General features: G+C 45.1%; 7 protein-coding genes. 2 read left to right on the forward strand and 5 right to left on the reverse strand.

Annotated elements, in window-relative coordinates; all coding sequences use genetic code 11:
* Positions 1 to 265: 265 nt before the first annotated feature.
* Positions 266 to 859, forward strand: coding sequence for a TetR/AcrR family transcriptional regulator (locus tag BTJ40_RS19785; RefSeq protein ID WP_108734698.1), 594 nt, complete (start codon positions 266 to 268; stop codon positions 857 to 859).
* Positions 860 to 928: 69 nt separating this feature from the next.
* Here BTJ40_RS19785 and BTJ40_RS19790 read toward each other — a convergent pair whose 3' ends face one another.
* From BTJ40_RS19790 to BTJ40_RS19800, 3 genes are read right to left on the reverse strand one after another with little or no spacing between them, the layout of a single operon-like run.
* On the reverse strand, positions 929 to 2,113 hold the full coding sequence (locus BTJ40_RS19790) for a hypothetical protein (protein WP_108734699.1): 1,185 nt from the start codon (positions 2,111 to 2,113) through the stop codon (positions 929 to 931).
* An 11-nt stretch (positions 2,114 to 2,124) separates the two neighbouring features.
* Positions 2,125 to 2,940: an outer membrane lipoprotein-sorting protein gene (locus BTJ40_RS19795; protein ID WP_108734700.1), complete on the reverse strand. Its 816-nt coding sequence runs from the start codon at positions 2,938 to 2,940 to the stop codon at positions 2,125 to 2,127.
* Entirely contained in the window at positions 2,921 to 5,278 is a 2,358-nt protein-coding gene (locus BTJ40_RS19800; RefSeq protein WP_108734701.1) for an RND family transporter, read from the reverse strand. The genes BTJ40_RS19795 and BTJ40_RS19800 overlap by 20 nt, the downstream gene beginning before the upstream one ends.
* A gap of 854 nt (positions 5,279 to 6,132) precedes the next feature.
* On the opposite strand from BTJ40_RS19800, the gene BTJ40_RS19805 reads away from it, so the two are divergent.
* Positions 6,133 to 7,434: a M20 family metallopeptidase gene (locus BTJ40_RS19805; protein ID WP_108734702.1), complete on the forward strand. Its 1,302-nt coding sequence runs from the start codon at positions 6,133 to 6,135 to the stop codon at positions 7,432 to 7,434.
* Positions 7,435 to 7,474: 40 nt separating this feature from the next.
* Here the strand turns inward: BTJ40_RS19805 and BTJ40_RS19810 are convergent, their stop codons facing one another.
* The gene (locus BTJ40_RS19810; RefSeq protein WP_157954177.1) at positions 7,475 to 10,381 is read right to left on the reverse strand and encodes a VCBS repeat-containing protein; all 2,907 of its coding nucleotides are present in this window, start codon (positions 10,379 to 10,381) and stop codon (positions 7,475 to 7,477) included.
* 304 nt (positions 10,382 to 10,685) lie between these two features.
* Positions 10,686 to 13,031 (reverse strand): VCBS repeat-containing protein, encoded by a 2,346-nt coding sequence (locus BTJ40_RS19815; RefSeq protein ID WP_157954178.1) that lies wholly within the window; start codon positions 13,029 to 13,031, stop codon positions 10,686 to 10,688.
* Positions 13,032 to 13,075: the final 44 nt, after the last annotated feature.

Below are 13,075 nucleotides of genomic sequence, written 5' to 3' on the forward strand. Positions count from 1 at the left end.
AATAGCTGACGAAATCATAGGTTACTACTGGGTCAGAAGGAAAGAACACACTGCACTCAAGACGCGTTGGTCACTTGCAGCAAAAATTTTGAGTAAACGGCTAAGAGGGTCCTATCAGTCATCAGCTCTCAAAGCGTGGTTAATAGCTACTGACCACCCATCCATAACCTGTGACAATCATTTAATTTCCTGACTCTATCCCCCGTGTCTTGCCCGCCCCAGATTGATATGTCACTATCATTTTTTTGAGGTTTGGTAGCGATAAATGAGTGGGCGCAAGCAGTTCGATGAGTCACAAGTTCTGGACAAGGCCATGCGCGTTTTCTGGGAAAAAGGCTACAAAGCAACTTCCTTGTCAGATCTTGAATCGGCCATGGGACTGAATAAATCCAGTATCTACAACACCTTCCAAAGTAAGGAGGCGTTGTATGGCCGCTGTCTGGAACACTTCCATACCCAATATGCCTGCGATGCTATGGACACTTTGAACCACCCGGACTTCCGCACAGCCATGGGCGGCTTTCTGGAAATGCTTCAGTCAGGAATGGAAAGTTCGGAAACCCCTGAAGGTTGTATCGCCACTATGGCAGCAATGGAGTTGGGTGCCAGTGAAGGGTTTCTCGCAGACCTGGTAGCCAAGGGTACCAATGATATGTTGGGCCGAATCGAAGCCCGTATGCAAAAAGCTATCGACGATGGCCAGTTGCAGGCAGGTGTCGATTGTGCCGCCCTCGCCGCGATGGTTATGGCGGTGAGCCGAGGCGTAGTGGCCCTGAATAAAGGCACAGGCAGTACCACCGCCGGCAAAAACAGTTACCAACAGCTATCCACAATTCTGGACCAGTATACACGTCCCTAAAAAAAGCCCACCCCAAAACTTCTTACCTCTTTGGGGTGGGAATGGGGGCATTCCTGTGAGAATTAACTTTTAAAAATAGCGACGTAATTCCAACTGAAAATAGTCGTCGTTGCGCAAGTCGTAGGTGGGGTCTTCTTCATCGACATTACCGAAAAAACGCGCTTCCGCTTCCATTAACCAGCGGTCATTTAGTCGGTGGGTCAGTTCCAGATTGGAAAAACGACTACCGTTATCCAAATCGGTACTTACGGAAAATAAAAGCTCCGTGTCCTGAGAATTATTTAGGGCATAGCGCGCACCTATCGCAATATCATTTTGACTGGCTGTCGACCAAGGTCCAGTACGATCATCAAATTGATACTCCATTAATACCCCAAGATCTGAAACCGTTTCGCCAATACCATAAAATGTATATTCGAAACCGCCAACAGCCGCTGTCTGACGATCTTCACCGCGAGGTTTAAATGAAATAGCTTCAAACTTCCACAACCAAGCTCCACGGGTAGTTTGGATATCCACACCCGTCTGATCGATCTGTGCATAGTAAGGCGCAAGCAAACCGTCTTCCGTAAGCAGCAATAATGGATCCCGATTAGTGCCGGAGAAATGGCTGAGGCCCAGGTCCCAATCTCCAAGTACATGGCTGTAGCGCAAGGCCCAATCTATATGCTTTTCCTCCCGGTCAGATTGATAGACCGCAGCATCCTCATCCACTGGCAGCGGTGCACGCAATCGCCCTTCCCGGCCAACAAACTGACGCTCGCGAAAACCCAGTAAACCGTACACCTCCAGTGTTCCCCAATCACGCTCCATCAGGAGGTTAATCATGGGTTGGCCAAGCTTGTCTTCACCATCGATATTTTCCAGTACATCATCCTGGTTAATCACATCCACCAAATGAACGGTTTCAGTAACTCCCCAAAATACTTTGCGCACCCCGGCGTAAAGCTCGAAACTATCGTAAGCTTTCCACCAGTAAAGCTCGCCGAGATCCGCGTGATTGCGATCGCTATCCTCACTGTCCCAGCGCCCAAAGACACTGGCCACAACACGCTGGTTTCCATCGTCAAAATCCCGGTAGTACTCGAGATTTAAAGACGCAGAAAGACCGGCATCACTTTGTGCTGAATCCAAAGGGTCTGCAGTGAATGCGCGGGCCTCCAGGCCCGCATAACCGCTCAACTCATTTGCTCCAGCCGTATGACTCAACGCCGCCAATAGTGGCAACAAAGTGAGTATTTTTCGGTTAACCATGGGCGCAATCCCTATTTCGCCCTGGAGAGACTATTTTTGGTGAAGTCGCGATCAGTAAAACCATTGCCAAATACCCAGTCGCCGTACAACAACTCTGTGGATTTACCGGTCTGGTGATTAACCATTTCCATTTTATTGGCCCGCCAGTATTGATCACCGTACTGGTTGTAGTCGGAAATCGTGAGGGTCTTCATCAGGTCCCCTTTTCGGTCATAATAGTCGGTTCTCCATGCGCGGTACTCCTCTGTATCAACCCAAAGGTGTTGAATGGAATAACCAGATTTAGGATCAACCGGGTCCAACTCCAGAACAAAGTGATCGCGGCCATCGAAAGACTCGTTGCGCAAATATTTATAGGTGTATTTCTCCACCTCCTGTGAGGCGATATCTTCATAGGAGAATTCACTACCCATAAATGGTCCAGACTTGTTGCTGGAGGAAATACGCTTTACTCGCTTTAAAGCAGGCAAATAGAGCCACTGGTCATCGGAGCCCACTTTATGAGTAAAGGACAAAAATGCTGTGCCCTTTACATCCCGAGGGTTGTCAAAAATCACCAGGGATTTATCTCCGTCATTTTCCTGCTCCAGAGTTTTGGTGCGCATAGCCCGCACACTCTCCTCACCATATTTATTGCGCAGGGTCATTGTAAGGCTATTGCTGAGATCACCGAATCCCAAGTCGCGGCGGTCCGCCTCCTTGGCAATTTCCAGACCTTTCTCTGCGGCCAGGTCCAGTTCACTGGCAGAAACAGAGAAAGCTGCCAGAGCCAGGGCACCTGCTAGGGCCCGCGTCAAAAACTGTTTTTTAGAGCGGCTGGGTTGCATAGTTTTGCTCCTTATTTTCAATAGAGGTAATAGCGGGGTCGTACGCCTTGGCATCGAGCTTCATCAAGAGAATTGGAAGAAGTAGGAAATCCGCTAGCAAGGCCATCAAAATGCAAATTGCGGTCAAAAGTGCCATGGAGGAATTCATACCGAAGGAGGACTGGGCCAAAACCATAAATCCGGCAATCAGAATGACTGAGGTCACAACTATCGCTACCCCCACTGAAGAGAAGGCGTAACGCAGTCCGTCCTCCACGTTGTAGCCTGCACGGCGCTGGCGCAGGTATTTACTGAGGAAGTGCACTGTGTCATCTACCACAATACCCAGTGCCATACCGATCACCATAGTGACAGCCACATTGACCTCAGCTACCAGCGCACCCCAAAGGCCAAATGCCAGGCCGGCCGGCAACAAGTTGGGAATCAAGCTTAAGAAACCGAGTTTGGCACTGCGCAGGGCAATACCAATCAGTGCAGAAATTAACACCAGCGCAACCAGAGTTCCCACCAACATGCCCTCCATATTGCGCTCGGCAATATTGGCAAACATGATCGACGGACCTACACCATAGGCGGTTACACCAATATTTTTCTCCAGCCAATTACTGCCGGCATCTGCCACCGTTTTGAGTTCTTTCGACTTGAGGTTATCGAGAGTTACAATAATCTGCGTCGATGACTTAGCCACATTCAACTGGTTATTTAAATCCAAGCCATAGGGGAGAGACAGCTCGTACAGTAACAAATACTGGGCTGCCAATTCCTGATCCTCAGGCAACCTGTAATAGGCCGGATCGTCAGCATGCAGATTTTTGTTCAAGCGCTTGAAAGTATCGCCAATGGTATTGACATGGCGCACCCCGGGCTGGGCCTGCATCCACTCAGTGAAACGCTCCAGATTAGCAAGAAATTCCGGATTGCTGACACCATTGTTGTCACCGGATTCGATCGAATAAATCAGCTGGTAAATACCAGAGAGGTTGTCATTGATATAATCTGAATCGGTTCGGAACTCCACAGATTCATCAAAGTAACCAACAAAGTCATCATTAATCTCATTGTTTGGAATCATTGCCAATAATCCCAACGAGACAATGACTCCCGCCAGTAATATCGGGCGCTGACGGCGAATCACAAAATCTCCCAGAGTATCCATGGAGCGTCCAATTTTGGATTCACTGGCGCGACTCTTGGCTGGCAGTATCGCCATCAATGCAGGCAGTAAGGTAACCGATAAGAAGAAGGCCACCATCACACCCATCGCGGTAATATTACCCAGATCGTGGAAGGGAGGCGCATCGGAAAAGTTCATCGACAGGAAGCCAATGGCGGTAGTGATTGAAGTTAAGAACACAGGCCCCATGTTGAGCTGCAAGCTCTCTTTAATTGCATCGTGCTTGCTGAGTCCACGGCGCATTGCAGCAAACAGACTCACCAATATATGTATCGAATCCGCCACTGCGAGAGTCATGATAATGGTGGGCGCAGAAGCGGAGGGCGGTGTCAATTTAACACCTATAAAACCGGCCAAACCCATGCCTGCGGCCATGGAGAAGACGATAACCAATAGCGCTGCAAAAGTCGCACTGAAGCTCCGCACCAGCAAAAATACAACCGCAATAATCACCAGGTACATGAGCGGAACTAAAGTGCTCATATCTGACTGAGAGGCCTCAAAAAATGCATTACTCAGTAAAATAATACCGGTCGCATAGACCTCTACATCGTATTTTGCCTCAATCTCTTCCATCAATGCCTGTGCAGCTTCAGCCGCTTCAGGGGTTTCATGCATGGATTTTTGTGGAAGCTGGAAGGTGATATTTATCCCTGTAACGGAACCATCACTATTTACCAGGCGCTCCTTCAAGGTGGGATCTGCCAGCGCTACAACCTTGATAGAGGCCAAGGTTTCTGCATCTAAACTGCTGGCATTTTCCACCAAGTCCTGTACCAGAAGGTCATCTTCCTCGGCAATGGTGTGCTGGAAGTTGGTAATTGAATCCACCCGCAGCGCATAGGGTAACAACCAGGATTTCTCCGTCATCTCCTCTACGGCTGCCAGGGCGTCATTGGAAAAGGCATTGCCATCTTTAGGCACTATCGCAAACAGAATATTGTCATTCTTGGTGTAAGTGCGCTGGATTTGCTCATAAGCTTGTAGTTGCGGATTAGCTTCACTAAAGAATGCCCGGTAATCATTGTTGAACCCCAGGAACCTTGCTCCGCTTACCGCAAAGAAGGCTAACAGTAGTGCGCCAATGGCTACCATCCATCGATATCGAATAAGCCAATCCGCATAACGGCTGACCCAATTCGAAGGTAATTGGGGGGATGACATTAAATCAGCTCCTTCAAACAACTTGATAAAAAATAATTAATCAACAATCTAAGCAAATTGGCATTTACTTATAGCAATAGAATCCCGTGGTAGCCCAATATAAAATCAGCTACAAAATTTGATAAAAAGGCACTCTAATGCCATCAACCAAGCCGTAAAGATGGCTGAGACATCAATAAACAATCATCGGGTTATACGCTATAAGAACCACTTCTTTGTAATTAGCGGTAGTCAATCATCAGGCAAAGCTTACCTCTCCCCAACACAGGGGCGACCGCCAGACAGCTTCAGAGTTAAGAAAAGTTCTAATTTACAGCGACGTAAATTTAACAATAAATATAATAATTATTTATTTATGCTTAAGACATACAGATATATTAATAACCTGCCTATTATTATCACTAATAACTAATTTGCTAATTATCCTGTGAGAAACAATTAGAGGTCTCTACTACTTAACCACCTTCTGATTATTTCCAGCCATCACTCTAATAGAGCATTAATGCCCAAAGTGATTGACCAGCAATGCCACTAGTCTTGGACCTCATAGATATACTCTCGACATTCCATTGTGCCTCCTGAAACAGGGCACAACAGTTTGCCCTATTCATGACCAGTCAGTATCACTTTCTGCATCACCAAGTCTTGTGAAGCCCGTGAGAACCTCCTGCCGTACTCATTACTCAGTGGTTACAGCCCCTCCCACAATCCATGCAGAACATCTTGAACCGTTCGGTTCATCATGTCAACAGCGGAATTTCAAAATATATAAAGGCTAGCCAGCGCGAGGGGGTCTGTTGCGCAAAATCTGGGTTAAAATCGGGCGACGATAATGAGAATGAAGGAATTGTGCTGTGAAAAAATTGCTCCTGCCCATCGCAATCGGTGCATCGCTGCTGGCCACCCAAGCCTTTGCAAGCGATCCTAAGCCTCAGCAATTGCTGGAAAATACTGAGTCCAAAGTGATCGAGTGGCGTCGCCACCTGCACCAGAACCCAGAACTGGGCAATCGCGAATTTGAAACAGCCAAATATATTGAAAAACACCTGCGTACACTGGGCCTTGAAGTTGAAACCGGTATCGCCCATACCGGCCTTGTGGGCTTTTTGAGAGGAGGCAAACCGGGACCAACTGTTGCCTTGCGCGCGGACATGGACGCTCTGCCAGTCACCGAGAGAACCGATGTGCCCTTCGCTTCCAAAGCGAGAACCACTTACCAAGGTAAAGATGTTGGCGTTATGCATGCCTGTGGCCACGATACCCATGTGGCCATGCTGATGGGCGCTGCCGAGGTCCTGGCAGGACTTCGCGATGAGCTGGCTGGAAACGTCTTGTTTATATTCCAGCCCGCAGAAGAAGGCGCACCGGACAATGAAGAAGGTGGCGCGGAGTTGATGCTCAAAGAAGGGATCTTCAAGAAGTACAAGCCGGATGTGGCCTTTGGCCAGCATGTCACTTCATCACTACCCACCGGCGTCATCGGCTATCGCTCGGGCCCGCTTATGGCCGCTGCCGATGAATTCCGTATTACAATCAATGGCCGCCAAACCCATGGCTCACGCCCCTGGGGTGGAGTGGACCCTATTGTCGCCGCGGCACAAGTCGTAATGGGCACCCAAGCCATTGTCAGCCGCCAGATCGACATCACCAAAGAGCCCGCAGTCGTTTCCTTCGGACGTATTGACGGTGGTGTTCGTAACAATATCATTCCCGACAGCGTCTATCTGAACGGCACCATCCGTAATTTTGATATGGATAACCGCGAAGAAATTTTCAAACGCTTAAAAACCACTGCGGAGTTAATTGCTGAAAGCTCCGGTGCAAGCGCAGATGTGGAGATTCTGGAGGGCTATCCGGTAACGATAAATAATGCAGAGCTGACAGAAATGGCCCTGCCTGTTCTGAGATCTGCTGTCGGTGACAAGAATGTTGTAGAAGTACCCAAAATCACAGGGGCAGAAGATTTCTCCTACTACGCCAATGAGGTCCCTGGCTTTTTCTATTTCCTGGGAGTAACTCCTAGGGATCAGGATGCCAGCCAAGCGCCAAGCAATCACTCACCGCTTTTCTATGTGGATGAGGACGCTTTGCGCAAGGGTACTGAAGCGCTGACTCTGTTAACTTTGGATTATATGGCAAACTATAAAAAACAGTAATTGTAAAGGAGCCCCTCTTGGGGCTCACTTTCACAATTATCTATTCCTCAACATCTAAGGTTATAGTTTTTTCAGTTGTTGCTCCATCATCATCCGTAATACTGAATTTGAAAGACAAAGTGGCGGGCTCTGCTGGTGTCATAAAATAAGCAGTCAGCTTGTCCGCATCAATCAATTCAACTGCAGGGCCAGATACCTGCTCCCATTTCTGGCTCACAATAGTTCCATCCTGATCTCTTGAAGCCCCACCGCTCAAGGTCGAAATTGTATTAATCTTAACACCGCCAACAGCCCCATATGCAACAACCATAAACGGTGGAATGTTCCCTTCTACGATTACCGTAAATATACTCGTTACTATTTGGCCATTGTTATCTTCAACCTCCAGCTCAAACTCCAGAGTAAACTCACTTCCCGAGTTTTGTGGTGCTATAAAACTCGCACTACCTTCAGCGTGAGTTATCAATTCAATACCCCTATCGGAGAGGGAACTCCAGCGATAGTCGACAATATGCGCACCAGGGACATCCCAAGAAATACCAGGAACCAGTAAGACATTTTGACCGGGCTCAACGTCTTGAGTAGTGCTTATTACTTTCGGGGGAACTAACTCAACATCTACGCTGACGGTCATTTGGCTTGTCGCCCCTCTGTCATCAGTGACACTCAATTTAAATGACAATACAGCTGGCTCTGCTGGAGCTTTAAAATTGGCAATTAAATTATTAGCATCTACTAATTCAACGGGTGGACCCGATACTTGCTCCCATTGTTGGCTCACAATATATCCATCTGGATCATTTGAATAGGAACCATCTAAAGTCACATTTGTATTCGGTTGAACCACTCTCATAGTTCCAACACCCATATTTGGGGGCATATTCCATTTCACAAGTACATTGTATATACCTGTTGCAGTCAGACCATCGTTATCTTCAACCTCAAGCTCAAACTCCAGTGCTAATTCTGTACCCCAGGGAATTTGAGGTGCTGTAAAGCTTGGAATTCCATCGGCGTTGACTGCCAATTCAATATCCGTATTGGAGAGCGAACGCCAACGATAATCTATAATATGACCATCACTATCCGAAGCCGATATAAAAAATAAAACTTCTTTGCCTGGCTCTACCGTTAGAAAAGCATTCCTAACCACAGGAGGTGTTAACACCTTAACAAAAAAAAACCTTTTCTGTTCAGTTTTTGCACCACCGTTATCTTCAATCTCAATCGTAAATACTAGTGCTGAGAAAGACACTCCTGGCTCTGCAACTATCCTTGGAACAGTAAAGGTTACGGAACCATCATCAAGCTCTTTCAGCTCAATACGCGGGCCACTAGAAACCTGCTGCCAATGATAGCTAACGATGGTTCCATCAGGATCATAAGACTGGCCTGCGGATAATGTAACCTCTTGGCCGGCGGTAAATGCTGACATTGGCTGATCGACTATCAAAACAGGAGCTAAATTAACTCCAACACTAACCGCCACTTTGCTAGTATTCTTTAGACCCTTATCATCCTCAACTTCCAGCTCGAAAATTAACTCCTGTACAACTCCAGTAATTTCGGAGGGCGCGGTAAAGCTAGCGAAACCATTACCAGAGTCATCTAAGATAACAGGAGTACCGGAAATCTGTGTCCAGCGGTAAGCCACAATACTGCCGTCGGAATCTGAAGACAGAGTACCATTGAGCAGTACCGCCGAATTACCTTCAGCAGTTTGATTTTCACCGGCGATAGCCGTGGGTGGCTGGTTGATATGCCCAGCACCACCTTTTAATATAACCAATCCCTGTAACGGATTTGCGACAACGATATCCGCAATACCATCCCCGTTGATATCTCCACTAGCCATACTCTGGGGGCTAGTATAAGTTGCACCAGGAATGGCAATTTGTTCACTCAAAGCCAAGGTACCATCATCTTGCTGTTGATAAATACTTAAGAACTCTCCACTGTCTGGCAAGACAACTAAATCAGCAAGGCCATCATTATCAATATCTTTTATTAAAAGCTCTCCCGGAGGACCTCCAAAGCTGTGGATTTCAGGTTGCTGTAATAAGCTATCTTCTCCCTGGTAATATATAGCGACTCTTAAATTATCCTGCCCCACACCCACTATAGATAACGAAATATCATTGCGGCCATCATTATTAAGGTCACCAATTGCGATTCCTTTTATTTTAATATCATCATTAACATCAGCATTTCCATCTAATTCAATACTGATAATTTCGTTCAACCTCAAAGAATCATCCGGCGCTAGAACAACCAAGCTATTTTGGAGAGACCCGTTAGCAATTAGAGAAATATCTGTTATACCATCTCCATCCACGTCACCCAGTGCCACCTGCCCTGGACTTTCAATAGCTAGATCGCTAGCGCTACTCACATAGGTAGATGACTCCCCTACTTTATGGGTTATTACAGCACCATTCTCTCCCCAACTAATCCCGAGAATTCCTTTATCACCATTATTACCAAGGTCGACAATTGCGACTCGCTCAGAATAGGAGTTCTCCAAAGATTCCGCATATTCTAAACCGTTAGCAGGATCTTGCAGGTATACCTCAATTATGCCGCCATCAAGCCCAACAATAACATCTTTCAAATCATCATTATCAAGATCACCTACTGCAATAGACTGAGGCAGACTTGCCTCTCCACCTGCAAGCGGGTAGTCAATAGACCCTGTCAGACTACCAAATTCATCCTGTAGAAATACTTTTAGCTTAAAGTCATTTTCGGGATCAAAGTTACTCGATGTAGTTAGTACAACATCATCAAGTCCATCATTATTAACATCGGCAACAGAAACTGCCTCTATTTTTGATCCTGTGGAATAAATCTCTACCGGCTGAAACTGAACCTCTCCAATTGCAGTGCTTGCAAGCAGAAAAGCAGCTGAGGAAAGAGCAAAATATTTTGCAAGTAATTTAAGTTTCACAACATCTCCTTGTGTAATTTGCTTTAAAAAGCGGACGCAATTTAGCACAAAATATGGAAATAAAAGCAAAACCCAAAGAATTAGATGGCAAAGCAGACACTAGTCTAAAATCATAATTACCAAGACCTAAAATATGAACACCCACAATGAGTTAGAGGAAATATATTTTATAGAAACCTCAAGCAACCACCACACTGCTTGGAGGAAAACCATTTTTTAATATTATTAAAAAACTTAGATCAAATAGGCATATAGAGATGGGCAGAATAAAAGTAAAAAAGAGCCCCCGTTGGGGCTCCATCTATTAATTTGAAGGGATCAACTCATAAACTCTAACTGATGTGTCAAAAGTGCTACTTTCTCCATCATCATCGGTCACTGTTACAGCAAAAACTAACGTGGCCTGCTCCGAAGGAGCTGTAAAATTAGCGGAAACACTATTTGAATTAGCTATAGCAACTGAAGGACCAGATACTTGCTGCCATTGATAACTTACTATTTCTCCATCCCTATCAAAAGCATCTGAAGCATCAAGGGTGACGGGAGAGTTCGGCTGAACGATTTTCATTAAATTAGAAGGTACTATTGGAGGCATATTCCGCTCCACAGTCACGTTAATCACACTAATCGACTTAAGACCATCATTATCTTCAACCTCCAGCTCAAAAGTAAGGAGGGCTCTCGATTCAGGAGAAATAATAGGTGCGATAAAGCTAGCTGTACCATTAGGATAATTGACTACGTCAATATCGGAAAGCGAACGCCAGTTATAACTAACGATCTCACCGTCAGCATCACTGGACATTCTACCATCCAGAAGAACCTCTTCCCCAGAATAAACTGTTTGGGCAGAGACGGGAATTGCCATTGGCGGAGCAAGCTTCTTCACATTAACTTGAGCAATAACACTGCTTTCCAGACCTTCGTTATCAGTGACTACTAACTCAAACTCCAATATCTCAAAAGATATAGACGGATAGCTAGATATTAATGCTGGACTAGAAAAACTGACAGTAGTTTCTGATTCTTTCACCAACTCTACAGGCTCACCCGCTACTTGTTTCCACTCATAGCTAATAATCTCTCCGAACAAATCTCTTGAGGAACTACCATTTAGGGTTACGACCTCATCCGCACCTACTACCTGAAAGGTATTTGTAATTGCTGTAGGAGGAATATTTCCATCCAAAGTAACGATTGCTTTATCAATAGAAACTATATTTTCATTATCTTCAATTTCTAATTCGAAAACCAAAGATTCATCCATACCCAAATACGAATATTTAGATAAAGGTGCGAGAAAAGTAGCAAACCCATTGCTCGTGTTATTTAATATTACAGGTGAACCTGACACCTGTCTCCAGCGATAATCTATAATACTTCCATCTCTATCAGCTGAGTGGGTGCCATCTAAAAATATTATTTGGTCTTTTCTGGTTGCTTGATCATCTCCTGCATCAGCTAAAGGTGCCAAGTTAATACCCTGGGTATTTCCCTTCAATAAGACCAAACCGGTAGAGGGGCTTGCAATAACAACATCGGGAATTCCATCGCTATTAATATCTCCTACATCTATCCCCTGAAAATTATTATAAGAATCTTCTGGTATATCATATGAAAAATGCTCCAACATCCTATCACTACTTAATTTTCTATGAATAGATATCGTATTACCCTGCAAAGGAACTGCTATAAATTCGCTACTTAAATCATTATTTAAGTCATAGGCCAGCAACATTCCATATGCATTCTCAACTGAAGCAAAGATAGTATTTTCTAATATCCCATTATCTTTTTGATAAAAAACCATTTCAGTAGTATCAGAATCTTCTCCATCGACAGAAAGCCATATATCAGCACGACCATCACTATTCAAATCATCAACTGAAATGTTATTTACTGAAAATGCCTCATCAATTTCATAGTATTGTATTGGAGCAAAACTTCCATTTGACTCGGAAAGCATTACAGCCAAAGCACTACGTTCTGACTGCTTGACAACTGTAATAACATCCTCAACACCATCTCTGTTCATATCTTTGAGAGCCAAGCTGATTGAATCATCAGGCTCCATAAGATATATATAGGACAAACGATTATTTATCGGATCATCCTTCATAGCATAAATGGCAAGTCCAACTTCCTCAGAACCTATTCCAACAATATCGTCAATTCCATCCCCCGTAACATCTGCAACAGCTATTTTGCTAGATCGAGATGAACTGATAGATTCACTTAACACTAGTGTCCCATCATGAAGCTGCAAGAAAATATCTATTCGCTCACCGTCAAATGCAACTGCAATATCCAGAAGTCCATCACCATTTAAATCCCCAACATCAATGGATTTTGGTAGAATTGTGCCATCTCCATCCAGTAAATAATCTACGGGCTCCTGTAACTGTCCATACTCATCTTGTAAAAATATCTTTAGCTTAAAATCATTCTCAGGATCAAAATTACTGGAGGTACTCACTACCACATCATCACGACCATCATTATTCAAGTCCGCAACGGCGACAGCCTCCGCTCTTGACCCTGTCGAATAAATCTCTGCAGGCTGAAACTGAACTTCCTCGCTCATAACACTTGCACATAGAAAGGTAATAGAGGGAAGAACAAAGAATTTCGAGAGTAACTTAAGCTTCACAACATCTCCTTGTGTAAAATCGCTTCAAAAGCGAAAGCAACTTA

The organism is Microbulbifer sp. A4B17 (assembly GCF_003076275.1).
In the GTDB taxonomy this organism is placed as follows: Bacteria; Pseudomonadota; Gammaproteobacteria; order Pseudomonadales; family Cellvibrionaceae; genus Microbulbifer.